A 23,219-nucleotide genomic window follows, 5' to 3' on the forward strand; every position below is an offset into this window, starting at 1 on the left:
GGGCTGGAGACTCAGTTCTGGCCTGCCGGCACGCGCGGTCGGTAGTGCCAGGACGACCAGCTGTATATGCCCAGTGCAATCCAGATAACCACGAAACTGACCAGCTGCACCTGACTCAGGGGTTCGCCGAAGATCAAAATAGCGATGAAGAATTGCAGGGTCGGGTTGATGTACATCAGAAAGCCCACGGTAGCCAGTCGCAGGCGCCTCGCGGCTCCGGCAAACAGCAGCAGTGGGATGGCGGTGACAATACCACTGGCCATGAGCAGGGCACCGGTGTAAAAGTTGTCGCCGTAATGGGACAGGTCTGCATAGCCAAGCCAGCCAAACGTCATCAACCCTACCGGCAACAGCAACAGGGTTTCCACGAACAGCCCCGACAAACCGTCCAGCACCACCTGTTTTCGCAGCAGGCCGTACGTGCCGAAACTGATGGCCAGCCCCAGTGTGATCCATGGCAACTCGCCCAGCATGACCAGCTGGATCAGAATGCCGATGGCTGCCAGCACAACCGCCGCCATCTGCCAGCGCCCCATCCGTTCGCGCAGCACCAGCATTCCAAGCGCCACATTGACCAGTGGAGTCAGAAAGTAGCCGAGGCTGGCCTGCAGCACATGGCGGGATTCCACGGAATAAATGTAAATGCCCCAGTTGGTCGCAATCAGCAGCGCACAGCCAAGCACCCGCCATAGCTGTGCGGGATTCCTGAGTGCCGCCTGCACCGCCGGCCACCTGCGTAACCCACTGATGACAAGCGCCAGGAACACACAGGACCAGATGATCCGGTGAACCAGGATTTCAAAGGCCGGCACCCCCTCAAACAGGGCAAAAAACAGCGGAAAGCAGCCCCAGATGGTGTAGGCAGACAGGCCGTACCAAACGCCGCGGGTAACATCGCTCATAGCGCTCGCCCGCTCCTGCTCATGCCGTTTTTTTCTGGGTAACAACGAGCGCCACGCCAGTGATGGCGACCAGGCCTCCAATCATTGCCAGGCCACCGAGGCGCTCATCAAACAAGAGATAGGCTTCCAGCGCCGTGACCGGCGGCACCAGATAGAACAGACTCGCCACCTGGGAGGCTGCGCCCTGGCGAATAAGCCACATTAGCAGCAGGATGGCACCGATGGAGACACCCAATACCAGCCAGGCCATGGACAACTGCAGCTGAAGACTCCACTCAACCTCACGGGACTCCAGGGCAAAGGCGCCAATGGCGAAAAAGGTGGCAGCGGCGCCATACTGGATCAGTGTTCCCGCCACCAGGTCGGCCCCGGTACCGTGCCGTTTCTGATACACCGTGCCCATAGAAATGCCCGCCAGCGCGAACACGGCCCAAAGAAGTGCCCAGGGCGAAAAGCCCACACCCGAGCCACTCCCACTGAACTTCTCCACCAGCACCAGTGACACACCCACAAGCCCCAGGGTCAGTCCCAGCCATTGGCGGCGACTGACGGTTTCTTTCAGGAACACAACAGCCGCGGCTGCAGTCACGAGTGGTTGAAGACCAACAATCAGCGACACAACACCGGAGGCCATGCCGCTCTGAATCGCGGAATAGACGCCACCGAGATAACAGCCGTGGACCAGAATACCGGTGACAGCAAGATGACCGGCTCCCCGCCAGCCCGGCCAACGGGTCTTCATCAGCCAGGCCAGCCCCACCAGCAACACCAGTGTCAGCAGCATACGAATCAGCAGCAGCGTAAACGGCTCAGCAAATGGCAGGCCGTATTTGGCGCCGATGAATCCCGTGCTCCAGAGCCAGACAAACAGAGCGGGAACGAAGAATGAATAAAAAAATGAACGCATGCGTCGCAACCGGAGTCAGTATTTTTTCAGTATGGGCACTTTAGTATTTAGCAGGCAAACAAAACAGATACAGAAAACTGGTTTAACAACCAGTACAGATCATCATGACGACCTACCTGGCAGTCTTACCTCAATGGCTGGCTCCTCAACATGCCAGTCCCCATGCCAGGTTACGTCCGGCGCTGCGTCCGGTCGGGGCTGGATGGTGATGGAAATCGCGCCAAAACTCGTGGGCGCCGGCCCGAACCGTATGGGCTTATCCTGATCCAGCCAGCGCTCGGGCACACCGGCACAAAGAATCAACCGGTTACCCTCCTCCCGCACGAAACAATTGCGCACCATCAGCACCCATTCGGCCGACGCCCAGACATGGTGACCATCGCCCATGCACCCGCCCCCTGTTCCGGGGTGGATGGCTTCTGGCCACTGACCTGTTGGTGATGCCAGAGCAGCCACCGCGTCCATCAACTCAAGGTAACGGGGGTCGCCGGCCCGCAACAGGACCTGGGCCACATGCAGGGTCAGGTAGGCATTCAGTCCGGAATGGATCATGTCCTGGTAGAACGCGCCCTTCACGAAACAGTTATCAAGCAGGAATTCGACGCAGTCCAGCAACCTGGGATCGTCAGGCTGGCAAAGCTGGGTCGGGTAACCCATGGCCAGGGAGCCAATGGCACCGGCATCCAGTCGTCGATACGGGGATGCTGGCATACCGGGTCGTTTTAGTCGGCGCTCGCAGCTGGAGAGACTCCGATCCACCGCCTGGGTAAATTCCCGGGCGCCCGCTGCAAACATGTCACTGGCTTTCCGGTCGTCCCTCTCAAGCAGTTCCGATGCCGCCTTGAGGCCGGCGATGCCCCAGAAATCGTCCCAGTAATAATAATCGTTGGGTCCCAGGTGTTCGGCACTGAAACCTGCCGGCAACAGACCCGCGTGGGGTTTGTCGAGGGTGTCGCTAAGGCGCTTTTTCTGTATCCAGTGAGCACCTTTACTCACCGGTTCAAACCAGTCAATGGGCAGTTTCCGGTCGGTAATCGCCTGGAATCGCTGTAAAATCCACAGCACCTCCCCGTTGGCATCCCACTCCCCTTCCTGGGAACGGAAATACCCGTTCTTGAGCTGGCGGGCCGGGAACTGCTCCAGGGCTCGCTCGGCCCGATCGGTCATACCGGCACACAGCAGCGCGTGAATGATAAACGCGGCGTCCCGAAACCAGAAGCGCTTGTAGGTGTAGGGGCCCGGGTACACGTCCTCCGGAGAATGGAGCACTAATGACCGGATTGCGGCATCGTAGAGGAACTGCCAGGTGTCATCCGGACATTCCAGCCGGGCATGACCCTCGAGCGCTTTTTGCCAGGTATCGGGCTGAGCCCGGGTAATCGCTCCTTTCGTTAATGGCACTGTGACCATGAGCTCGGTCGTCTTGCCTGGAGTAACCGGAAATAAAGCCGCTGCCGTCACCATACCGACATCGCACACGCCTGCGGTCTGATCCGCCTTGTCGGCGAGATGAATGTGGACATCACCCTGAAGGTAATCCGAAACGTGATGGCTTTTGGCAGGCTGACTGAAGAACACAGACTGTTTATCTTCCACCTGCCAGGCGTCTCGCTTTTCCGACAGGCTCACCCGGTGGATAAACGCGACGCCTTCAGGATTGGCCGGGCGCAGGGACAAAACCAGTGAGCCGGAAACATCGGCCTCCCCCTGCAGCACCAACTGGCAAACGGGTTGACCATCTTCCACCACCACCCGGGCGCGACTGGTCAATTTGATTCCATCCATCACCGACTCGGTCACCACACAGGGACTGTCCTCCAGCTCCTGCCATTGACGGCTGCTTTTGCACCGGGATGGCAGCAGACAGCGGCCATCATCGGCCAACAGCCATCCATCAAGGGACCAGCCGTCGTAGAGCACAGTCAGCAAACCACGGGGATCGACAATCGGCAACTCATCCAGGTCCGGCTGCCCGATGGCCGTCCAGTTGCGGTTACTCAGATTGATGTGAGTAATGGAAAAGGCCCTGGGAATAAACGCAATATCCTCAGGGTCAAACTGCCGTTCGACCCAGTACGGCCAGACCCAATCCAGGTTGTGCTGAATAACGCGGCTGTTGATCAGGCCACGGGCATGAAACACAACCCCGGCCCTCAGCAGCTCTATAGGCTCCCCGACTTCCGAGGGCTGGGCAAAGCTGTGGAGTTTCCCCAACAGGGCAATCGGATCCAGAAAACCATGTCGGTGGGCCATACGCTTGACCAGATAACGCCATGGCAGCCACTTCATCCAGCTCATTCCACGCTCTCCGTTTCTGTTGATTCTGTCTCTACCTTGTAACGTGCCAGCGCGCGCCGGGCCAGACGGTTGAGAAACACAACCGCCAGAACGGTGCCTATGAACCCTGCCCCGTATATCGTCCACTCCAACGGCGAACGCGTGCTCTCCCGGACGCCCAGAGTGGACAAATCTGCGGCCAGCGAGCCCAGATACACGTTATGCAGCGAGAACGGAATAATCCCAAAGAAAGTCCCGGACACGAATCCGCCGAAGGAAAAGCTGGTAAGGCCAAACAGGAAATTGGACAGTTTGCCGGGGAAGAACGGGATCAGTCGAGTAAGGAGGACGATCTTCCAGCCATGGGGCGCCATCTCATCACTTACCATTGAGAGCCGGGCGCGGTTACGGATATAGATGCGGGCATGATCACCCAGAAAATGTCGGCCAATCAGGAAGGCGATGGCAGCCCCCAGAGTCGTGCCTATCACCACGTATACCGTGCCTTCCATGACGCCAAAAACGAAGCCTGCGCCCGTGGTAAGCAAGACGCCCGGCAGCAAAAGCACCATAGCAACCACCATGATGCCGATAAACATGACGGCCGCCCAGGCTCCGAGGGAATCAAACCACCGCAACAGCTCTACCACTTGCTGGTGCACACCAAAGGCATAGAGCAGCCCAACAACTGCCCCCACCCCGGCAATGCAGCCGGCCATCCAAAGCGCCGGCGATTTCTTCCAGTTGCTCATGCGCTCATCCTAACGCTGGAGCGCCTCACCGCTCAAAATGACAGAGTCTGGCCGGTTTATTTCTCAAGCGCTCAGGATGGACTGAAGTTTCTGGGTAAGCTCCACTGCCTCGGCGCCCAGAGGGGTCAGGTAACCGCCATCCTTCTGGCTGATCAAGCCCCTTTTGAACAGATTTTCGGCTGCCTTGACCGTTTCCGGCGCTGCCGAATGGGCATGAACCTTGATGCCCTCCTGGGAAGATGTGGACGGAAACTGACCCAGAAGGTTGAGTTCGGCAAGGTGATCAGCAGAGAATGGCATGGCATTTCCTCGTATTATTGTCTGTGTTTACACTAAGCATAGTCGACGAATTCCATGAAGCTCTCCCGAATTCTCAGTAATCAGAACGGTGTAAGTCGCAAACAGGCCAACGCCCTGATTGCGGCTGGACGGGTTACCGTAAGTGGTGGAATCTGCCGTGAACCCGCACAGGAAGTTGACCGGTTTTCGACGGTCAAGGCAGATGGCGCGATCATCCAGGCGGGAGACGCCGTTCATTATCTCATGCTCTACAAACCCGCTGGTTATCTGAGCGCAACGGTTGATGACACTCATAAAACGGTTCTGGATCTCATTGAATCCAAGCTGCACAGCGATCTGCACATCGCTGGCCGGCTGGACCGGGCCAGCACCGGCCTGCTGATTCTGACCAATGATGGCATTTGGTCGCGACGGCTGACCGAACCGAAAATCAAGATACCAAAGGTCTACCGGGTCTCCACCGCCCGCCCGATCACCCCGGAAACGCCTGAACGTTTTGCCGAGGGCATCTGGTTTGAACCCGAGCGGCTCTGGACGTCACCCGCCCAGATCGAAATGCTCGGCCTGCGGGAAGCTCGGGTAACCATCTACGAAGGCCGATACCATCAGGTAAAGCGCATGTTTCATGCCGTAGGCAACCGGATAATTGCCCTGCACCGGGAGAAAATGGGCGACATTCGGCTCGATGACAGCCTCTCGCCCGGTGCTTACCGCCCGCTAACAAAAGAAGAGATCAGTTCCGTCCGGTAAAGGCAGATTCTTTGGTTTTACCGATCAGGTTGATCCAGCTCAGGTTCCCAGACCCGGGGATGTTGTCAAATACACTATGCTTTTTTGCAGGCAATACCACGAACCACGGGCGAGTGATCACCATGACCAGCAATGGCAACGGCTCAAACTACTACCCCCGCCCACTCCGTCATCTGAGTAGCTATCTGTCGGGGCTGGTGCAGGGACGACTCTGGCTGAAAGTACTGGTTGGCATGTTTCTGGGGCTTGTTGTAGGCACCCTGCTTGGGCCCTCGGTTGGCCTTGTGGAGCCCGCAACGGGCACACTGGTCGGCAACTGGCTGGCCTTTCCCGGGCAGCTTTTCCTGGCCACCATCCAGATGATCGTCATTCCCCTTGTGATTGCCTCGGTTGTTCGTGGTCTGGCCGCCAGCGAAGACCTGGACCAACTCCGAAAACTGGGGTTACGGGTCACCGGTTTCTTTGTCATCACCACGGCTATTGCAGCGTCCATAGGGCTCTGGATCGGCAGCGTGATGAATCCCGGCAGCATGATGACTGGCCTGGCAACATCTGCCGGGGCGGAGCAAAGCACTGTCACCACGGCTGCCATGCCCAGTGTGGACGAACTTCCGAAAACCCTGATTGGCCTGCTTCCGGGCAACCCGCTGGACGCCATGGTCGAGGGTCAGATGCTGCAGGTGGTAATTTTCTCCATTATTGTCGGCATTGCCCTGGTCAGCATGGCCCCGGAAAAGTCGCGGCCGATGCTGGACCTGCTGGATTCCCTGCAACAGGTCTGCATGACCGTCGTGCGCTGGGCCATGAGGCTGGCTCCGTTTGCGGTGTTCGGACTGATGGCACAGCTCACTACCACCATAGGCTTCCAGGCCATGCTAGGCATGGCATCCTATGTAGCAACGGTTCTGGTGGGGCTTCTCCTTATGCTCGGAGTGTACATGCTGATCCTGAAGCTGTTGGCCGGCCAACCCCCCGTCCAGTTCATCAAGGACAGCCGCGACGTTTTGCTGCTCGCGTTCTCGACCTCAAGTTCGGCCGCGGTGATGCCACTGTCGATTCGCACCGCTGAAGACAAGCTCGGGGTGCGCCCCTCAGTCTCCCAGTTCGTCATCCCGCTTGGCGCCACCATCAATATGAACGGCACAGCCCTGTACCAGGCTGTGGCAACCGTCTTCCTGGCGCAGGTTTACGGCATTGACCTCAGTATGGGAAGCATGGCGTTGGTCGTCGCCATGGCCGTGGGGGCTTCCATTGGTTCGCCGGCCACGCCGGGCGTGGGTATTGTGATCCTGGCAATGGTGCTGCAAACCGTTGGTATTCCACCCGGCGGTATTGCATTAATCATGGGCGTCGATCGGATTCTGGATATGTGTCGTACTGCCATCAACGTTACCGGAGACCTGGTCACCTGTCGGCTGATGGAAAACTGGTCCGGCACCCGACTGACAGCCGAGCCTGCTACCCAGGAGTCCTGAGCACGACAATGCCCAAGGCTTTCCGGTACCCTGAAGGCAAGACACTTTAACCGGGAGCTTCCATGACAACCGTACAAATTGATATCGTTTCCGACATCGCCTGCCCCTGGTGCGCCATCGGCTACGCCCGCCTGGAAAAGGCCATGGAAGAGCTGAAGGACGAGATGGATTTCAACATTGAATGGCACGCCTTCGAGCTGAACCCGGATCCGTCCGGCGACGGCGAACCCATTCTCCAGGCCCTCAGCCAAAAGTACGGGCGTAGCCCCGAGGAAATGCAGGCCACCCAGGCAAACATGATGGAGATTGCCGCAGGACTCGGGCTTAACTTCGATAAACTCCAGGAGCGTTACACCCGCAACACTTTCGATGCCCATCGGCTGGTGAAATGGGCTGGCGAACAGGGCAAACAGACGGAAATGAAGATGGCGTGCTTCGACGCCTACTTCGGCCACGCCGAGAATATTTCCGATGCGGACGTGCTGGTTAAATGCGTTGAAGCCATTGGTCTCGATGGCAACGCAGCGCGGGAAATCCTGGCTTCTGACCGCTATGCGGACACTGTTCGGGAAGACGAAGCCAGGTATCAGCAGGCAGGCGTCTCCGCCGTGCCGGCCTACATCGTCAACCAGAAATACCTGGTATCCGGCGCACAGGAACCGGACACCCTTATCGGAGCGTTCCGGGAAATTACCTCAGAGAGCTGAGGTACCTCAGGAAATGGTAACGAGCGGGTCAGATGCTGTCAGCCTGTTTGCCCGACTCGTTATCGAGCTCCTTCTCGGTGTCATCCCACTGCTCCGCAAGCGCGTCATAGGCATCGGAAAAACCCTGGCGGGCACGTTCCCATGCTGATGCTGAACTGGCCTTGAGCTCCTGATACCAGCTCTGCACACGCTCCCGTTGTTCCCGCAATGATTCCAGGCTCTTCTGCGAGCGTTTCCGGGCGGTCTCGCTCATATCGTCCCAGTTCTCAGACAGCTGTTGCTCCAGCTCATCAATGCGCTGGTCCAGGGCGGACAGTGTTCGATTGATGGACTCTTCTGCCTGGCCCTTCTGGTCGGAGCCATAATCCTTCAGAGCGTTTCCGAGCTCGCGGGTCTCCCTTTTCAGTTCCTCAACGGAGGAATCCGCGGGCTCCGCCTGAACGGTCCACGAGCACATGGCCACAAACACAAAGGCGAACGCGTAAGCTAACGGCTTAAACATCATTCAATGCTCCTGCACAATTTTCTGAACAATAGCACCGTTGCCCAGCCACATGCACCTTAGCGAACCTTAACCAGAGCTTAGAAGAATTCCAGGAAATGATTGAAAACAGCAGGTTGCACGCAATATTCCGGGGCCCCAAGCTTTAGGGACCCCGGACCTGCTTTGATCCTAATCAGTGAGGCCCTGAGACCGGGCCATCGCAAATGCCGCCTTTGGTCCGGTCCACAAGGACGGCAGAATGATCAGTGACACCGGAATGGCGGTGAGCACGATAAACTGCTGCAACACGCTAATCTGGCCTGCCCCCATATAAAGCAGGATTGCGGCCATAACAGCCATGGCCCCGCCCCAGAAGGCGCGCACCAGGTAATGTGGCTCATCATGACCCGCACCTACCGTGGCAATGGCATAACTCATGGAGTCCCCGGTTGTTGCCACGAAAATAGTGGTCAGCAAGAGGATAGCTGCAGCCATGATTGTGCCGCCGGGTAGAGCCTCTGCTACGGTCAGTGTGGCAACATCAAAGGAAAAGCTGTTGAGCGCCTCGGTCAGATCGAAGGTGCCTGCCAGCTGATGATAAATGCCGGAGCCACCCAGCAGAGTGAACCAGATAGAGGTGGCGATTGGCGCAAGTACCGCGACAGCCAGAATGGTTTCGCGAATACTGCGACCTCGGGAGATCCGCGCCACAAAAATGGACATCAGCGGCGTGTAGCCAATGAACCAGGCGAAAAAGAAGACGGTCCACCACTTCATCCACCAGTCCGGAGCCGTGTCTGCGGTCACAGTTGCCATCGCAAAAAATGACGAAAGATACTCGCCCACGGAAGACAGGTAGGTATTGGTCAGAAACAGCGTGGGTCCGAACACGAAAATGGCCGCCGCAATCACCAGAGCCAACACAACATTAAAGCGGCTCAGCATCTGGATTCCACGATGGATACCACTGACCGCAGAGGTCATGTAAACACCGGCAAGAAGCCCGAGAATGATCAGTTGTGTCGAGAAGTCATCCGCAACACCAAAGAGTTGATGCAGACCAAAGCTCATCTGGGTCGCCAGGAAACCGATGGGGCCAACGGTACCCGCAACCACAGCAATCACGCACAGCGCGTCGACAAGGCCGCCAAACCAGCCCGTCATCACCCTCTCGCCCAGGACAGGATACAGCAGCGTGCGAGGCTGCAGGGGTTTACCCTGAACGTAATGCGCGTGTGCCAGCACCAACGCGGTCAGCGAGCCCAAAACGGCCCATGCCAGGAAGCCCCAGTGCATGAACGACTGTGCCATGGCCGGTGCCACGGCTTCCGCCGTTGCCGCCTCGGTGGTAAAGACCGGTGGTGACACCACAAAGTGGTAGACCGGCTCACCGGCCGCGAAGAATACGCCGCCACCAGCCAGAAGGGTACAGAGAATCATGGACAACCAGCGGAAGGTGCTGATTTCAGGCCGGGACAGACCGCCCAGACGGGCTGAACCAGCGCGGCTCACGGCCACACCAATGGAAATAAAGAAGGTCAACAACAAAAGCAGTTGGAAGAAGGAACCAAGGTATTTGGCGGTCCAGCCAAATCCTTCGCCAATCACCGCTGCCAGACCTTCGGCATCATTCAGGGACCACCCGACAAACAGCAGGATGAACCCCATGGTGAGGGCCAGCACGACAGGATCACCCAATCGCTGAAGCCCAGTGGCATCTTTAAGCGGAAATGTTGTACTACTTGAGGACATGAAACTCGCCGGTTTTTGAATGGGCCGGGCACCCTACTCACGCAATGATAAGGTTACTATCGGTATTTCTACCGAACCGGATCTGAGCAAAGCCCCTTGACGACTGCCTCGCAAACCTCATCCTGGTTCCGGCCTTCGCCAGACACCGTCAGATCGGCGTATCGGCGGTAGAGTTGAAGACGCTCTTCAAACAGCGCATGCAGTGACTGGTCCGGCCGTCGGGAAATGCCACGGGCACTGTGGTCGCCAATGCGTTCAATAACCAGCTTCAGCGGGATGTCCAGAAACACCGCAACGCCGTTTGCCTTGAGCTGCTGCATCGCTTCGGCACTGTAGACCGCACTGCCACCTGTGCTGATGATCTGGTGCTGCACGTTCAGGTCAAGAAGCACCTGCTCCTCGATGTGCCGAAGTTCCTTATAGCCCTCCTGGTCGACGATGTCCTGAAGAGTGCGGCCGGCCTTTTCCTGAATCAGCAGATCGGTATCCACAAAGCCCATACCCAACCGTTTTGCCAGCAATACGCCGACGGTGCTCTTGCCACTGCCAGGCATGCCAATCAGGACGATGTTTCGGGTGGGGTCAGTCTGGGGCATGGGAACTCCAAAAAATGTCTGGTGCCGGCTGTAACAACTGGAGTCGATATCTGTCTGAAGACTATACCGACACCCGGGAGGATTACATCATGTTTCGAGCCATCGCACTGTCACTCTTTCTGATCATCACCACCGGCTACGCGGCCGCCGGCGAAGATCCGGTTTACACCGGTCTGCTCTCCAGTACCGGCGCCGGCGGATACGACGTGGTGAGCTACTTTGACGCTGGAAAAGCCATCAAGGGCTCATCCAAGCATACCGCGGAGTACCTGGGTACAACCTGGCGATTCGCCAGCGCCCAGCACAAGACCGAGTTCGAGACCAACCCGGAGAAGTATGCCCCGGTGTATGGTGGCTATTGTGCCTGGGCGGTCAGTCAGGGCTACCTTGCCAAGGGCGATCCGGAGTACTGGACAGTCCGGGAGGGCAAGCTCTACCTGAACTACAACCAGGAGATTCAAACTCGCTGGCTGCAGGATACCGACAACTTCATTCGTCTTGCCAATGAGTACTGGCCGGCAGTACTCGAAAAGTAACAGTTTTCCGACAATTCGTGCGGTTTCATCGCGAGGATAAAGCCGTATACTCGGGTAAGCAGGGGTTGGTGACCGATCTCTGAACATTGACCGGAACCGCACGGATACCGAATGAGACCAGGCCAGACAAAAGCTGCCCTCGCCCTCATCCTGCTTGCTCTTGCGAGTGGGACGCTCATTGCGTCTTCGGCACAGGCAGACAGCATCAAACGAATTGTCCATCCGGACGGCACCGTTGAGTTCACCAACGTCAAAGACGCTCAACCCCGGGCCTCCAGTGGCAACGATACCGTGTATCGCTACAAGGACGACCACGGAGTCGTCGCCTACAGCAGTATCCGGCCGGCTGCGGCAGACTTTGATGTGATTCGGTTTCACTGTTACGCCTGTGACCCTGACTCCCATGTCGACTGGCACAAGACCCCCCTGTTCACCCGCCCCTATCGCAAAGAAATCAAAACGGCCGCCAGGGAGTTTGGTGTTGATACCGCGCTGGTGCGCGCCGTTATTCACGCAGAATCTGCGTTCAATGAAAAGGCCCTGTCACCGGTGGGCGCTCAGGGTCTGATGCAGTTAATGCCAGGCACGGCAAGGGAGCTGGGAGTCGAAAACGCTCTGGTTGCTGGCGAGAATATTCGCGGCGGGGTGAACTATCTGGCCAAAATGCTGAAACAGTTCGACGGCGATATCCGGTTGGCGACCGCCGCCTATAATGCAGGCCCCGGGGCGGTCGCCCGCTACCGGGGTGTTCCACCCTATGCCGAGACCAAGGCTTACGTGCGTCGGGTCGGCATCCTTCATGAGCGTTACGCGACCAACTAGACTGTCGCTGCCTTCAGCCGAATGCCAGCCAGACTCCCACCAGCACCATCAGACTTCCCGCAACACGATTAACGGTGCGGACACCACCACCCTGCCGCAGCAGCTTGCGGAGTCCTCGACCGCCATGGGCATAAAGCTGAAGGCAGAGAAACTCCAGTGACAGAATGATCAGGATGAGTGCCGTCAGTTGCGGCGCCATCGGGAGCTGGCCATCAATGAATGGCGGTAACAAGGCCACGAAAAACGCCCAGCCCTTCGGGTTTGCAATAGCGGTAACAAAACCCTGCATGGCGAGTTGGCCGCGGGAGGCCTGCACGACGGCCATATCCTCACTTTCCGGCATGGCCATCTTGCCCCTGGATAGCCACATCTGAACGCCCAGCCAGACAAGATAAGCCCCGCCGGCGTATTTGAAGACCGCGAACGCCGTCGGGTACTTCAACATGAACGTTGCCACACCAATGGCGGCGGCCGTTGCCACGACCGCAACCCCCACCAGCTCACCCGCCATCATCCAGAGCGCCCGGCGCACACCAATGGTGATACCCATGGACAGGGCCAGTGTCATACACATGCCTGGGGTAATCGACACCACAAAAAAGGTGGGGATAAAAACAGATAACAGGGACCAGTTCAGTGACAACAAAGCACAGTACTCGCACAGTAAATATTGGTTTTCCGGGAACCCCTTATGAATTCCCGGGTTTTGGTCGACAGCACGAAAGCAACAAACGCTTATACGATCTGGCGCTTTCCCGTCAACGCTAAGAGTCTATCGGTCCTATGGTCTCACAGGAATCGCTCATACTTGCTTAACGCAGTATCCGACTTCAACACACACCGAGGATCAGACACATGAACACAGCTAAAAGCCTGTTGACCGCTCTGGTTCTGATAACCCCTGCGACCCAGGTGGCATCAGACGATAGCAGTCAGCTACTCAACGATGCCCTGAGCGCAGCGCCTGCCTCGCTTCGCGACCAGGTCACGGTCATGGACTGGGATAACAATGTGCTTCAGGAGGGAAGCAATAATTATGTCTGCTTCCCCACCCCGCCGACCCTTCAAGGCACGGCCCCCATGTGCCTGGATGGCCCCTGGCAGAAGTGGGCATCAGCATGGATGAACAAACAGCCCTTCACATCACCCGCGCTCGGCATATCTTACATGCTGGCCGGTGACGAAGGAGCGAGTAACATCGACCCCTACGCCGAGGGCAAAACCGACGACAACCAGTGGATCAAGGAAGGCCCGCACCTGATGGTTATTGTCCCGGACCCGAAAGACCTCGACTCCCTGCCGACCGATCCTCATAACGGCGGGCCATACGTCATGTGGAAAGGAACCGACTATGCGCACATCATGGTTCCGGTGAGCGCGGAGTAACGGAAATATCCCTCGCGAAACAGATGCTGGCCTCTCCAAGAGGAGCCAGCCTCTGTCATCCCACTGACGTCAGTCCGGCAGAGCCGTGAGATAAGCCTGCAACGCGCGTGGGTCGTTAACGGTTACCCGGCCGTACTCCAGTTTCAGCAATCCTGCCCGCTCAAACCTCTGGATAACCCGGTGAATCCCTTGGCGTGTCATACCCATCATGTTGGCAATATGTTCCCGGGTGAGCCGAAAGGTCATCGGTCGGGAGTCGAATTCGTCATACCCCTGGATCTGGGTCAAAAACAGTAATCGGCGCCCGACCCGGGCGTCGATTCCCCGCAACGCATCATCAGCAATGATCGACATGGCCGACCACAGGCGACGACTGACCAGGTCCAGTGCCACGGGATAGGCTTCCGGGTAGCGCGCCAGCAGTTGCCGGAAACCCTCACCGGGCACTTCGACGATGGTGGTCGCATCGTGTGCCGTAGCCCCATAAACCCGCGGTGTACCGGGTGAAAAAACCGTGTCACCAAACCAGGCCGCAGCACCAAAGATGATCAGCGTTGCTTCCCTCCCCTCCGAATTCACCGAACTGATTCGCACGGTGCCGTTGGCGATCACACACAGTGACGACTGCATCGAACCCTTATCGTAAATCGGTTCACCCGACTGGAAATAGCGCCACCGGGCCAAAGCTTCCGCTTCCGCAATCCCTGCGCCAGGCAACCCTGCGAATAATGGACAGGCTCGCAATACCGTTTTCAGATCAGACATACCCGGACACTCAAAAAGACAGTCTCAAGAATGTAAACGATTTGACAGTCTTGTGCTCGTGCAACTGCCTAAACTAATGACTATGCTCCATCAAAAACAAGCCAACAAAACGAGAGATACCCACGATGCCTGAACGTATCGCAACGCCGTCCAAGAAAGAGGAAGTCAGCTCCGAGGAGTGGCAACTCCGGGTCGATCTGGCGGCTGCCTACCGCCTGATTGCACTCTACGGCTGGGACGACCTCATCTTCACCCACGTCTCGGCTCGCATTCCGGGCGACGAGCACCATTTCCTGATCAATCCCTACGGCATGATGTTCGAGGAAATCACCGCCTCCAGCCTTGTGCGGGTCGATCAGGAAGGAAACAAAATCAACCCGGACGATTTCGACATCAACCCGGCAGGCTTCACCATCCACAGCGCCATTCATGCCGTTCGCGACGATGCCGCCTGTGTCATGCACACACATACGACCTCTGGCGTGGCCGTCTCGGCGCAGAAAGAAGGCCTTCTGCCGCTCTCACAACAAAGCCTGTTTCCACTGTCCAACCTGGCCTACCACGATTACGAAGGCGTCGCCCTGCGTGAAGACGAGAAAGCAAGGCTGCAGAAAGACCTGGGGAGTAGTAACTTCATGATTCTGCGCAACCACGGCTTGCTCACCACAGGCGGAAGCATCGCCGATGCATTCCTGGGCATGTACATCCTGCAACGCGCCTGCGAAGTGCAGATCCAGGCACTGTCCGGCAACCGTGACTTGACGCCAATTCCGGCCGGTATTGTAGATACCATCCGCCAGCAGGCTGAACAGGTCACCCGTGGTATGGGCGGAAAACTCGCCTGGCCAGGCCTTTTGCGCAAACTGGACCGCGTCGATCCGGGCTTCCGGGATTGATTGAGGAAAGACAATGAACGATATAATCGCCCCATCCGCCAGCTTCACCCACATGAAAGACGGCACCGCAGAAGACTGGCAAATCATCGCTCGCTCATTTGGCAAGTTTGCCAAGGGATTGCCGGACCGGATTCTCGATCACCTGAAACTGCTGGAAGGAGACTTTGGCGGTTTCCCGGTCGACCGGCTGACGCACTGTCTGCAAACCGCCACCCTCGCCCACCGTGATGGCAAGGACGACGAGTACGTTGTGTGCGCCCTGCTCCACGATATCGGTGATACCCTCGGCTCCTATAATCATGCGGATGTCGCGGCGGTACTGCTGGAGCCGTTTGTCAGTGAAGCAAACCACTGGATGGTCAAGCACCATGCCATCTTCCAGGGCTACTACTTTTTCCACTACCTGGGTATGGACCGCAACCTGCGGGACAACTACAAGGACCATCCGCACTTCATGCAGACCATCGAATTTGTGAGCAAATACGACTCACCGGCGTTCGACCCGGACGCCGAGACTCTGCCCCTGTCGTACTTCGAGCCCATGGTAAGGAAGGTGTTTGCCGAACCAGTGCGGTCACTTTACAAAGATGCGAACATTGACTGAACCACAAAGGCCCTTCCAAGGGCCTTTTTTCATGTGCCCAGGCCATTGAAGCCCAGGTACAAAGACCATACCGGGCGAAAGAAAGGCCCGATCACCCACCCTGAACTATGCTTTAACAACCGGTAAGCCCAACCAGCTTCATTACGACCGGAATCCTGTCCCCATTACCAAAGAGATGCGATGAACTTTAAACATCTGGAAACCTTTATCTGGGTCGCCACCCTTGGGAGTTTTCGTAAGGCAGCAGAACGTCAACATACAACCCAGCCCGCCATCTCCACCCGGGTCGCCGCGTTGGAGGAGGAGCTTGGCGTCAAGCTGTTTGATCGCGAATCAGGGCGCTCAATGCTAACGACCAAGGGGCAGGAGTTACTCCCTTATGCCGAAAAAATAATTTTCATGTCGCAACAGCTTCGCATGCGAGCTGACAAGGTTGCCCTCCTGTCAGGGATTCTCAGACTCGGAGTATCTGAGACCATCGTGCACTCCTGGCTACCCCTTTTTTTCCGGGAACTGCACGAGACAATACCGAACCTTGATGTGGAAATAACCGTTGATGTTTCCGGAAACCTTCGCACCGGTTTGATGGATCGCACACTGGACCTGGCTTTTCTTATGGGTCCCGTCTCCGAGCCAAAAGTGGAGAACCGGGACCTGTGCAGCTTTCCATTACTGTGGGTGGCCAGCCCTGACCTGAACCTGCCTGACAGGATTCTGAAGCTTGAGGAACTGGCAAACTGGCCGATCATTACCTATGCCAGAAACACCAAACCGTTTGCGGAAATCAGCCAGAAGTTCAGCGAGCTGGATGACTTGCCTGCCCGGTTTTTTTCATCCAGTTCTCTGGCCGCCTGCCGACGATTGACCCGAGATGGCATTGGCGTCTCAACACTGCCTCTGAGCGTCATTGCGGATGAACTGAAGAACGGCACTCTGGTCGAGCTGGAGGCCGTCTGGACCCCCTCGCAACTGGCATTCACCGCGTCTTACCCCAGCGTTCCTTTTAACCCGATCGCCGAACTGGCCGCAAACCTCGCCGTTAAAGTCTCCGAAGAGTATTCAACCTCTGGTGATCACAAAAAGTTATCGCATGACGTAAAAAACCATAATTAGACTTTTTCACTGCCATGGATAATCTTTAATAGAACGTTTACAAAGATTCAATCAGGGGTTTCCGGCATGCAGACAGGTGAGTATTCGGATTTCAAGAATGGCTTGCTTGAGCAGGCATCATCACTGCGCTCCCGTATTCGTTCGGGAGCCCACACAGGCACAACCAGTGGACTGGCTCAAAGCCTGCTTCAGGGCAACGTGGTGATTCTACCTGCTGACTGGGCTGCAGACTTCCTCCTGTACTGCCAGAGCAACCCGGTTGCCTGTCCGGTGATCGGCATTTCAAGCCCCGGTGATCCCGCACTGCCTGACCTGGGACGCGATATCGACATCAGAACGGACATCCCGGAATACCAGATTTTCCGGGATGGTGAACGCGCAGAGAGAGTAAATGACATACAGAGCCTGTGGCAGGGCGACTTCGTGACCTTCGTCCTGGGCTGCTCATTTTCCTTCGAAGACGCGCTGATCAGAGCAGGCCTTTCCGTCAGAAATGTTGAAGAAGGCGCAAACGTTTCCATGTTCCGCTCGAATCTGGCAACAAGACCCGCCGGACGATTCCACGGCAACATGGTGGTATCCATGCGGCCTTTCAGAGGCGCCGATGCCATTCGTGCCATTCAGGTCACTACGCGCCTTCCCAAGGCCCATGGGGCACCCGTGCATATTGGCAACCCGGAACTGATTGGGATCAGGGACATCAGCTCCCCGGATTTCGGCGACCCGGTCGCTGTCCACGGCGACGAGTTGCCTCTGTTCTGGGCGTGCGGGGTCACCCCACAGATTGCACTGGAAAACGCACGGCCACCCATAGCCATCACTCACGTACCTGGAAAAATGCTGCTCACCGAGCGGTTAAACGAAGAGCTTGCGGTGCTTTGAGCACTGCACGTTCGTTATCAAGGTAAATAAGAAGCAAACGAAGGGGAGATTCAATATGTTCAAGCAACTTGCAACGGCGACCCTGTTAACAGGAGCGTTCTTCGCCTCAACGGCTCAGGCCGATAAATGGCACATGCCGACACCTTATGGCGACGCAAACCTGCCGACCAAAATTGCCTATGAGTTTGCCGAAGAGATCAAGAATGAGACGAATGGTGACATCGACATTACCGTTCACTCTGGCGCGTCTCTGGTCAAACACCCGGAAATCCCAAGAGCGGTAAGAACCGGCCAGGTTCAGCTCGGTGAGATCTTCATCGGAATCATGGGAAACACCCACCCGGTCTTCAAGCACGATAACATTCCGTTCCTCGCAACCACCTTCGAGGATGCCGAACGCCTCTGGGAAGCGGCCAAACCAGAAATTGAAAAGCAGCTGGACAAAGAAGGCATGACCTTGCTGTATGCCGTGCCCTGGCCCGCTCAGAGCCTCTATACGAAGGCCCCGGTCGAAAGCATGAAAGACCTTGAAGGTCTGAAAATGCGCGCATACAGCCCGTCAACTTCTCGTCTTGCAGACCTGATGAACACCACGCCCACAACGGTACAGGTTCCTGAGATTCCACAGGCGTTCAGTACCGGCATCATCGACGCCATGATTACATCGCCCTCTACGGGTGCCAACGGTCAGGCCTGGGATTACCTCTCCCACTACACCGACATCAAGGCGTGGATTCCGAAAAACGTTGTGGTCGCCAACAAGCGCGCATTCCTTCGTTTGAGCGACGAACAGCAACAGGTTATCCGTGATGCCGCGGCAGCAGCCGAGGCCAGAGGCTGGAAGGGTGTTCGTGTAACCGCCGCAGAGGATACTGCAACCCTGGCAGAAAACGGTATCACCGTTTCCGAACCATCCGATGAACTGATGAGCGAGCTGCAGAAAATCGGCGACATCATGGTGAAGGAGTGGGAAGAAGAAGCTCCCGAGGAAGTGGGCGCGATTCTGTCCAACTACCGTTAAGAGTTAATTCACAAGGAGCTCTCCCCCGAATAGTCGGGGGAACTCCCGTGGGAGGCATCGTTCATGAGTTCTCTTCGAGACAAGTTTTACCTGGCATCCGGTTACGCGGCAGGGTTTTGCATCGCTCTGATCATGGTCGTCATTCTTATGCAGATCGTTGGCCGCATATTCGGCTTTATCATTCCGTCAGCGGAAAACGTGTCAGGATATGCGCTCGCTGCCTCCACCTTTTTCGGTCTTGCCTACACCTTTCATGAAGGCGGCCACATCAGGGTCACTCTGGTTATTCAAAAATGGTCAGGGCGCACACGTTTTTTCCAGGAACTGGCCGTACTGATTTTCGGTTTCGGGCTCGCCTGCTATATGACTTACTACTGCTGGAACATGGTCTGGGAATCCTACATCTTCGAGGAGGTTTCCCATGGCTACATCCCCATCCCCCTGTGGATACCACAGATCCCCGTTGGGCTGGGCATGCTCGCCCTCAACATTGCTATCCTGGACGATCTTGTTGCCGTCCTGGGAAAAGGCACGCCGTCCTACCAGCAGCATGAAAACGAGATCAATCTGGAGGAAGTGTAATGGATATTGCGATTCTCTCCATTGTACTGGCCGCGTCCATGATTATGATGCTTGCGCTCGGCGTCTGGGTCTCACTAACCCTGGTTGGCATCGGCGTTCTCGGCTTGCTGCTTTCAGGTAACGACCAGATCGGACTGCTGTTTGCGACCTCAAGCTGGGGTGCCAGTACCGGCTGGTCGTTAACCGCTCTGCCCATGTTTATCTGGATGGGCGAAGTCCTGTTCCGCACCCGTCTGTCCGAAGACCTTTTCAAGGGGCTGGCCCCGTGGATGGGCGGTTTGCCTGGCAAACTCCTGCACGTAAACATTCTCAGCTGTGGTATTTTTGCCGCCGTCTCCGGCTCCTCTGCCGCCACAGCCGCAACCATAGGCCGGATGACGCTGCCTGAACTCAAAGCCCAGGGTTACAGCGATCGCATGGCCGTAGGCACTCTGGCAGGTTCCGGCACGCTGGGCCTCCTGATACCTCCGTCTATCATTCTGATTGTCTACGGTGTCGCCGCCGAGGTTTCCATCGGCCGGCTGTTCATTGCGGGCGCCCTGCCCGGACTTATGCTGGTCATCATGTTCATGGGCTACACCATGATCTGGGCGCTGATGAACAAGGACCAGTTACCGGTAGACAAGAAAGAGCACATATCCTTCGCGGCCAAATTCAAGGCCTTGCGAATGCTGCTCCCGATCGTCGGCCTCATTATTTTCGTTCTGGGCTCCATTTATGCCGGCTTTACAACCCCGACCGAAGCGGCGGCTCTCGGCGTCTTTGGTGCTCTGCTACTAGCCGCTGTAACCGGCTCCCTGAACGCACGGAGCTTCAAGGACAGCCTGCTCGGCGCGGTAAAAAGCTCCTGTATGATCGGCCTGATTCTGGTCGGGGCACATTTCCTGACTCTTTCCATGGGCTTTCTGGGCATCCCCCGGGAGTTGGCCGAGTGGATCGGTGGCATGTCACTCTCTTCTTTCGAGTTGCTGGTGTGTTTGACTGTCCTGTTTGTAATTCTGGGTTGTTTCCTCGACGGGATCTCAGTAGTCGTTCTGACCGTGGCGGTCGTCATGCCAATGGTCCAGCAGGCCGGTATTGACATGCTCTGGTTCGGTATCTTTATCGTCCTGGTTGTGGAAATGGCACAGATTACCCCTCCCGTGGGATTCAACCTGTTCGTTATTCAGTCCCTGACCGGCAAGGACATTCTCTACGTTGCGCGGGCCGCGCTGCCTTTCTTCCTGCTGATCATGTCAGCGCTTTTCCTGATTGGCTGGTTCCCCGAGATTGTCACCTATCTGCCGCAGACGATGAGTCAGGGATAACGCGCCAAGTGCATTTTTCTGGAGGTACGCAATGAAACTCAACTGTGATATGGGCGAGAGTTTTGGCACCTGGACCAAGGGAATGGACTCAGAGGTCATGCCTTACATCGATATGGCGAACATAGCCTGCGGGTTCCACGCATCAGACCCCCTGACTATGGAGCGCACAGTAAAAATGGCGCTGGCACAGGATGTCACCATCGGTGCCCACCCAGGCTATCCTGACCTGCTGGGCTTTGGACGCAGGGAACTCGAATGCCACCCTGAAGACCTCAAGGCTATTCTGGTTTACCAGATGGGCGCTCTGGACGGTATCTGCCAGGTACACGGCACAGCCATTCAGTACGTCAAACCACACGGCGCGCTCTACAACAAGATGATGGTGGACAACACCACACTGTCTGTCGTCATGTCCGCCGTGCGGTCCTACGCACCACACTGCCCTCTGGTGGTTATGGCCACCCCGGAATGGGAACAGGTCAAGGACCGTGCTGACGAATACGGTATCGAGGTGTGGTTCGAAGCTTTCTCGGATCGTGCCTACAGTGATGAAGGCAGACTGGTGAAACGCTCGGTCAGGGGCGCCGTCCATGAGACGACTGAAGCGATCGAGCAGCAGGTCACTCAGATCATCCAGGAAGGAACCGTCACCTCCATTTCGGGCAAACGTATTCCGATTAAAGCCGATACCATCTGCATTCACGGCGACAGCTACCATGCCGTGGATGCCGCTCGCCATATGCGACAGGTCGTCGAGTCCCTATGAGGATTGAGTCCGTCAACGAAAATACCTGTATCGTGTATTTTGGCGACAGCATCGGCGATGAGTCTGCCCGGCTGGTCAAACTGGCCACGGAAAGCATTCACCGTTCCATGGCTGACGTGGTGACAGATCTTGTGCCGTCGTACACCTCTATTCTGGTGTCCTATGATCTCGAGAAGGTTGATCGGTTCGGAATCGTCCGGATGCTCAGTGCTGCAACTGACCAGATTTCAGACGCCGCCCCGGTCGACGACTCGTCACGCATTGTCGAACTCCCGGTCTATTACGGCCCGGAAGTTGGCCTTGATCAGGACGCTGTCTGTGAATACTCCGGGCTGTCAGCCGAAGAGGTTATTAAAATCCACAGTCAGCAGGTCTACCAGGTGTATGCCATCGGTTTTGCGCCCGGGTTCGCCTATCTGGGAAGCACCGATGAGCGCATTGCCATCCCCCGAAAATCAACTCCCAGACTGAAAGTTCCTACCGGGAGTGTGGGCCTGGCCGGCACACAAACAGCAATCTATCCCAGTTCGACCCCGGGTGGCTGGCAGATTATCGGCCGCACTCCGCAAAAAATGATTGATTGGGACAGCGAGTCTCTGGCGCTGGTCCAGGTGGGCGACCAGGTACGTTTTCGCGCCATCGACCGGCAAGAGTTCATTGACCTGGGAGGTAGCTTCGATGAGCTTTGAGGTTTTAGATCCCGGTATGCTGGCTCTGATCCAGGATACCGGTCGTTACGGCTACCAGCATATCGGCGTCACTACCGGAGGGCCCATGGATGAACACGCTTTCCTGTGGGCGAATCGCCTGCTCAATAATGAACTCCATGCGCCTCAGGTAGAAATCACCTTCGGCAAACTGCGCCTGCTGGCGCACGAGGATGCCTGTATCGCAATTACGGGAGCAGACCTCGGAGCGCGGATTAACGATCAGCCCGTTCTGCCCTGGCAGACGTATCAGATCAGCCGGGGTGACCGGATCGAATTCACAATGCCGGTGAGCGGATTGCGGGCTTATCTGGCAGTGAGTGGCGGCTTCAAAGCAACCCTCAAACTCGGCAGCTGTGCTACCGTCAGTCGCGAAGGCCTCGGCGGGCTTGATGGCGATGGCGCCAAGCTGACCAAGGGCGACCGGCTTGAGTTTGATGCATATGAAGGGTCAATAGTCGCGACCGTACCAGATAGTGAACTCCCGGATTACCGTCAACCGCTTCGTCTGGGGGTGATACCTGGCTACCAGTATCGACACTTCTCAGCATTCGAACGGATGAAATTCTTCTCCTGCGACTATGAGGTGAGCCAGAACATCGACCGGATGGGCTACCGCCTGAGCGGCGACGCCATTCAGTCCGAGCTGAACGGGATTGTTTCGGAGGGTATCGCTTACGGCGCCATTCAGGTGCCCAGTGACGGACAGCCGATTGTGCTGATGAAGGATCGCCAAACCATAGGCGGGTATCCGAAAATAGGCTGCCTGAGCGCACTCGACGCAGGGCAGTTGGCTCAGAGAGGACCGGGAGCATCCGTCAGTTTCTATCTGTCGGATGTAGCCGACTCAGAAGCCAGTCGAATGCTCTTTAACCGTCGCCTCCAAAAGGGAGCGGCTGGTATCAGTCGCGACTGATACCAGCCAGGCCA

Annotated in this window: 26 protein-coding genes; 16 read left to right on the top strand and 10 right to left on the bottom strand. The window is 56.8% G+C overall.

Annotated elements, in window-relative coordinates:
- Window positions 1-11: 11 nt before the first annotated feature.
- The 5 genes from rarD to KFJ24_RS10420 all read right to left on the bottom strand — a co-directional run bounded on the left by rarD (window position 12) and on the right by KFJ24_RS10420 (window position 5,138).
- On the bottom strand, window positions 12-902 hold the full coding sequence (gene rarD / locus KFJ24_RS10400; RefSeq protein WP_250831009.1) for an EamA family transporter RarD: 891 nt from the start codon (window positions 900-902) through the stop codon (window positions 12-14).
- Window positions 903-921: 19 nt separating this feature from the next.
- Window positions 922-1,809, bottom strand: coding sequence for a DMT family transporter (locus KFJ24_RS10405; RefSeq protein WP_250831010.1), 888 nt, complete (start codon window positions 1,807-1,809; stop codon window positions 922-924).
- Window positions 1,810-1,911: 102 nt separating this feature from the next.
- Window positions 1,912-4,107: a hypothetical protein gene (locus KFJ24_RS10410; protein ID WP_250831011.1), complete on the bottom strand. Its 2,196-nt coding sequence runs from the start codon at window positions 4,105-4,107 to the stop codon at window positions 1,912-1,914.
- Window positions 4,104-4,838, bottom strand: coding sequence for a TVP38/TMEM64 family protein (locus tag KFJ24_RS10415; RefSeq protein ID WP_250831012.1), 735 nt, complete (start codon window positions 4,836-4,838; stop codon window positions 4,104-4,106). The genes KFJ24_RS10410 and KFJ24_RS10415 overlap by 4 nt, the downstream gene beginning before the upstream one ends.
- 63 nt (window positions 4,839-4,901) lie before the next feature.
- Entirely contained in the window at window positions 4,902-5,138 is a 237-nt protein-coding gene (locus KFJ24_RS10420) for a TIGR02647 family protein (protein ID WP_250831013.1), read from the bottom strand.
- Window positions 5,139-5,192: 54 nt separating this feature from the next.
- Here KFJ24_RS10420 and KFJ24_RS10425 point away from each other — a divergent pair, with 54 nt between their 5' ends.
- From KFJ24_RS10425 to KFJ24_RS10435, 3 genes are all read left to right on the top strand, one after another.
- Complete coding sequence (locus KFJ24_RS10425) at window positions 5,193-5,888, top strand: pseudouridine synthase (RefSeq protein WP_250831014.1); 696 nt, start codon at window positions 5,193-5,195, stop codon at window positions 5,886-5,888.
- A 122-nt stretch (window positions 5,889-6,010) separates the two neighbouring features.
- The gene (locus tag KFJ24_RS10430; RefSeq protein WP_250831015.1) at window positions 6,011-7,363 is read left to right on the top strand and encodes a dicarboxylate/amino acid:cation symporter; all 1,353 of its coding nucleotides are present in this window, start codon (window positions 6,011-6,013) and stop codon (window positions 7,361-7,363) included.
- Window positions 7,364-7,425: 62 nt separating this feature from the next.
- Window positions 7,426-8,070: a DsbA family oxidoreductase gene (locus KFJ24_RS10435; protein WP_250831016.1), complete on the top strand. Its 645-nt coding sequence runs from the start codon at window positions 7,426-7,428 to the stop codon at window positions 8,068-8,070.
- 28 nt (window positions 8,071-8,098) lie between these two features.
- Here KFJ24_RS10435 and KFJ24_RS10440 read toward each other — a convergent pair whose 3' ends face one another.
- The 3 genes from KFJ24_RS10440 to KFJ24_RS10450 all read right to left on the bottom strand — a co-directional run bounded on the left by KFJ24_RS10440 (window position 8,099) and on the right by KFJ24_RS10450 (window position 10,902).
- Window positions 8,099-8,575, bottom strand: coding sequence for a hypothetical protein (locus KFJ24_RS10440; protein ID WP_250831017.1), 477 nt, complete (start codon window positions 8,573-8,575; stop codon window positions 8,099-8,101).
- A gap of 168 nt (window positions 8,576-8,743) precedes the next feature.
- The gene (locus KFJ24_RS10445; RefSeq protein WP_250831018.1) at window positions 8,744-10,306 is read right to left on the bottom strand and encodes a BCCT family transporter; all 1,563 of its coding nucleotides are present in this window, start codon (window positions 10,304-10,306) and stop codon (window positions 8,744-8,746) included.
- Between the two features lie 68 nt (window positions 10,307-10,374).
- Complete coding sequence (locus tag KFJ24_RS10450) at window positions 10,375-10,902, bottom strand: shikimate kinase (RefSeq protein ID WP_250831019.1); 528 nt, start codon at window positions 10,900-10,902, stop codon at window positions 10,375-10,377.
- Window positions 10,903-10,916: 14 nt separating this feature from the next.
- On the opposite strand from KFJ24_RS10450, the gene KFJ24_RS10455 reads away from it, so the two are divergent.
- Both KFJ24_RS10455 and KFJ24_RS10460 read left to right on the top strand, forming a co-directional pair.
- Window positions 10,917-11,438 carry a YHS domain-containing (seleno)protein gene (locus KFJ24_RS10455; protein ID WP_250831020.1) on the top strand — a complete coding sequence of 174 codons (522 nt, stop codon included), beginning with the start codon at window positions 10,917-10,919 and terminating at the stop codon, window positions 11,436-11,438.
- 111 nt (window positions 11,439-11,549) lie between these two features.
- Entirely contained in the window at window positions 11,550-12,260 is a 711-nt protein-coding gene (locus KFJ24_RS10460) for a lytic transglycosylase domain-containing protein (RefSeq protein WP_250831021.1), read from the top strand.
- Between the two features lie 13 nt (window positions 12,261-12,273).
- Here KFJ24_RS10460 and KFJ24_RS10465 read toward each other — a convergent pair whose 3' ends face one another.
- Window positions 12,274-12,855, bottom strand: coding sequence for a LysE family translocator (locus KFJ24_RS10465; RefSeq protein ID WP_350455589.1), 582 nt, complete (start codon window positions 12,853-12,855; stop codon window positions 12,274-12,276).
- A gap of 260 nt (window positions 12,856-13,115) precedes the next feature.
- Between KFJ24_RS10465 and KFJ24_RS10470 the strand changes: the two genes are divergently transcribed.
- Entirely contained in the window at window positions 13,116-13,646 is a 531-nt protein-coding gene (locus KFJ24_RS10470) for a hypothetical protein (protein ID WP_250831023.1), read from the top strand.
- Between the two features lie 69 nt (window positions 13,647-13,715).
- Here the strand turns inward: KFJ24_RS10470 and KFJ24_RS10475 are convergent, their stop codons facing one another.
- Window positions 13,716-14,411, bottom strand: coding sequence for a Crp/Fnr family transcriptional regulator (locus tag KFJ24_RS10475; protein ID WP_250831025.1), 696 nt, complete (start codon window positions 14,409-14,411; stop codon window positions 13,716-13,718).
- Window positions 14,412-14,536: 125 nt separating this feature from the next.
- Here KFJ24_RS10475 and KFJ24_RS10480 point away from each other — a divergent pair, with 125 nt between their 5' ends.
- The 10 genes from KFJ24_RS10480 (at window position 14,537) to KFJ24_RS10525 (ending at window position 23,205) form a co-directional block, all read left to right on the top strand.
- Window positions 14,537-15,307: a class II aldolase/adducin family protein gene (locus KFJ24_RS10480; protein ID WP_250831027.1), complete on the top strand. Its 771-nt coding sequence runs from the start codon at window positions 14,537-14,539 to the stop codon at window positions 15,305-15,307.
- Window positions 15,308-15,320: 13 nt separating this feature from the next.
- On the top strand, window positions 15,321-15,911 hold the full coding sequence (locus KFJ24_RS10485; protein ID WP_250831029.1) for an HD domain-containing protein: 591 nt from the start codon (window positions 15,321-15,323) through the stop codon (window positions 15,909-15,911).
- Window positions 15,912-16,091: 180 nt separating this feature from the next.
- Entirely contained in the window at window positions 16,092-17,024 is a 933-nt protein-coding gene (locus KFJ24_RS10490) for a LysR family transcriptional regulator (protein ID WP_250831030.1), read from the top strand.
- Between the two features lie 66 nt (window positions 17,025-17,090).
- Complete coding sequence (locus tag KFJ24_RS10495) at window positions 17,091-17,906, top strand: putative hydro-lyase (RefSeq protein ID WP_250831031.1); 816 nt, start codon at window positions 17,091-17,093, stop codon at window positions 17,904-17,906.
- 55 nt (window positions 17,907-17,961) lie between these two features.
- On the top strand, window positions 17,962-18,927 hold the full coding sequence (locus KFJ24_RS10500; protein WP_250831032.1) for a TRAP transporter substrate-binding protein: 966 nt from the start codon (window positions 17,962-17,964) through the stop codon (window positions 18,925-18,927).
- 63 nt (window positions 18,928-18,990) lie between these two features.
- Window positions 18,991-19,509 carry a TRAP transporter small permease gene (locus KFJ24_RS10505; RefSeq protein ID WP_250831033.1) on the top strand — a complete coding sequence of 173 codons (519 nt, stop codon included), beginning with the start codon at window positions 18,991-18,993 and terminating at the stop codon, window positions 19,507-19,509.
- Window positions 19,509-20,816 (top strand): TRAP transporter large permease, encoded by a 1,308-nt coding sequence (locus KFJ24_RS10510; RefSeq protein ID WP_250831034.1) that lies wholly within the window; start codon window positions 19,509-19,511, stop codon window positions 20,814-20,816. Before KFJ24_RS10505 ends, KFJ24_RS10510 begins: the two co-directional genes overlap by 1 nt.
- A 31-nt stretch (window positions 20,817-20,847) precedes the next feature.
- Complete coding sequence (locus KFJ24_RS10515) at window positions 20,848-21,582, top strand: 5-oxoprolinase subunit PxpA (RefSeq protein ID WP_250831035.1); 735 nt, start codon at window positions 20,848-20,850, stop codon at window positions 21,580-21,582.
- A complete protein-coding gene (gene pxpB / locus KFJ24_RS10520) occupies window positions 21,579-22,271 on the top strand; it encodes a 5-oxoprolinase subunit PxpB (RefSeq protein WP_250831036.1) in 693 nt (230 codons plus the stop codon). The genes KFJ24_RS10515 and pxpB overlap by 4 nt, the downstream gene beginning before the upstream one ends.
- Window positions 22,261-23,205: a biotin-dependent carboxyltransferase family protein gene (locus KFJ24_RS10525; protein WP_250831037.1), complete on the top strand. Its 945-nt coding sequence runs from the start codon at window positions 22,261-22,263 to the stop codon at window positions 23,203-23,205. The genes pxpB and KFJ24_RS10525 overlap by 11 nt, the downstream gene beginning before the upstream one ends.
- The last annotated feature ends 14 nt before the right edge of the window (window positions 23,206-23,219 follow it).

Origin of the sequence: Marinobacter sediminum (assembly GCF_023657445.1) — a bacterium.
Lineage (GTDB): Bacteria > Pseudomonadota > Gammaproteobacteria > Pseudomonadales > Oleiphilaceae > Marinobacter > Marinobacter sediminum_A.

Excerpts from the sequence above, each read along its gene's own strand:
- rarD (WP_250831009.1), bottom strand. The coding sequence starts at position 902 with ATGAGCGATGTTACCCGCGGCGTTTGGTACGGCCTGTCTGCCTACACC.
- KFJ24_RS10405 (WP_250831010.1), bottom strand. The coding sequence starts at position 1,809 with ATGCGTTCATTTTTTTATTCATTCTTCGTTCCCGCTCTGTTTGTCTGG.
- KFJ24_RS10410 (WP_250831011.1), bottom strand. The coding sequence starts at position 4,107 with ATGAGCTGGATGAAGTGGCTGCCATGGCGTTATCTGGTCAAGCGTATG.
- KFJ24_RS10415 (WP_250831012.1), bottom strand. The coding sequence starts at position 4,838 with ATGAGCAACTGGAAGAAATCGCCGGCGCTTTGGATGGCCGGCTGCATT.
- KFJ24_RS10420 (WP_250831013.1), bottom strand. The coding sequence starts at position 5,138 with ATGCCATTCTCTGCTGATCACCTTGCCGAACTCAACCTTCTGGGTCAG.
- KFJ24_RS10425 (WP_250831014.1), top strand. The coding sequence starts at position 5,193 with ATGAAGCTCTCCCGAATTCTCAGTAATCAGAACGGTGTAAGTCGCAAA.
- KFJ24_RS10430 (WP_250831015.1), top strand. The coding sequence starts at position 6,011 with ATGACCAGCAATGGCAACGGCTCAAACTACTACCCCCGCCCACTCCGT.
- KFJ24_RS10435 (WP_250831016.1), top strand. The coding sequence starts at position 7,426 with ATGACAACCGTACAAATTGATATCGTTTCCGACATCGCCTGCCCCTGG.
- KFJ24_RS10440 (WP_250831017.1), bottom strand. The coding sequence starts at position 8,575 with ATGATGTTTAAGCCGTTAGCTTACGCGTTCGCCTTTGTGTTTGTGGCC.
- KFJ24_RS10445 (WP_250831018.1), bottom strand. The coding sequence starts at position 10,306 with ATGTCCTCAAGTAGTACAACATTTCCGCTTAAAGATGCCACTGGGCTT.
- KFJ24_RS10450 (WP_250831019.1), bottom strand. The coding sequence starts at position 10,902 with ATGCCCCAGACTGACCCCACCCGAAACATCGTCCTGATTGGCATGCCT.
- KFJ24_RS10455 (WP_250831020.1), top strand. The coding sequence starts at position 10,917 with ATGTCTGGTGCCGGCTGTAACAACTGGAGTCGATATCTGTCTGAAGAC.
- KFJ24_RS10460 (WP_250831021.1), top strand. The coding sequence starts at position 11,550 with ATGAGACCAGGCCAGACAAAAGCTGCCCTCGCCCTCATCCTGCTTGCT.
- KFJ24_RS10470 (WP_250831023.1), top strand. The coding sequence starts at position 13,116 with ATGAACACAGCTAAAAGCCTGTTGACCGCTCTGGTTCTGATAACCCCT.
- KFJ24_RS10475 (WP_250831025.1), bottom strand. The coding sequence starts at position 14,411 with ATGTCTGATCTGAAAACGGTATTGCGAGCCTGTCCATTATTCGCAGGG.
- KFJ24_RS10480 (WP_250831027.1), top strand. The coding sequence starts at position 14,537 with ATGCCTGAACGTATCGCAACGCCGTCCAAGAAAGAGGAAGTCAGCTCC.
- KFJ24_RS10485 (WP_250831029.1), top strand. The coding sequence starts at position 15,321 with ATGAACGATATAATCGCCCCATCCGCCAGCTTCACCCACATGAAAGAC.
- KFJ24_RS10490 (WP_250831030.1), top strand. The coding sequence starts at position 16,092 with ATGAACTTTAAACATCTGGAAACCTTTATCTGGGTCGCCACCCTTGGG.
- KFJ24_RS10495 (WP_250831031.1), top strand. The coding sequence starts at position 17,091 with ATGCAGACAGGTGAGTATTCGGATTTCAAGAATGGCTTGCTTGAGCAG.
- KFJ24_RS10500 (WP_250831032.1), top strand. The coding sequence starts at position 17,962 with ATGTTCAAGCAACTTGCAACGGCGACCCTGTTAACAGGAGCGTTCTTC.
- KFJ24_RS10505 (WP_250831033.1), top strand. The coding sequence starts at position 18,991 with ATGAGTTCTCTTCGAGACAAGTTTTACCTGGCATCCGGTTACGCGGCA.
- KFJ24_RS10510 (WP_250831034.1), top strand. The coding sequence starts at position 19,509 with ATGGATATTGCGATTCTCTCCATTGTACTGGCCGCGTCCATGATTATG.
- KFJ24_RS10515 (WP_250831035.1), top strand. The coding sequence starts at position 20,848 with ATGAAACTCAACTGTGATATGGGCGAGAGTTTTGGCACCTGGACCAAG.
- pxpB (WP_250831036.1), top strand. The coding sequence starts at position 21,579 with ATGAGGATTGAGTCCGTCAACGAAAATACCTGTATCGTGTATTTTGGC.
- KFJ24_RS10525 (WP_250831037.1), top strand. The coding sequence starts at position 22,261 with ATGAGCTTTGAGGTTTTAGATCCCGGTATGCTGGCTCTGATCCAGGAT.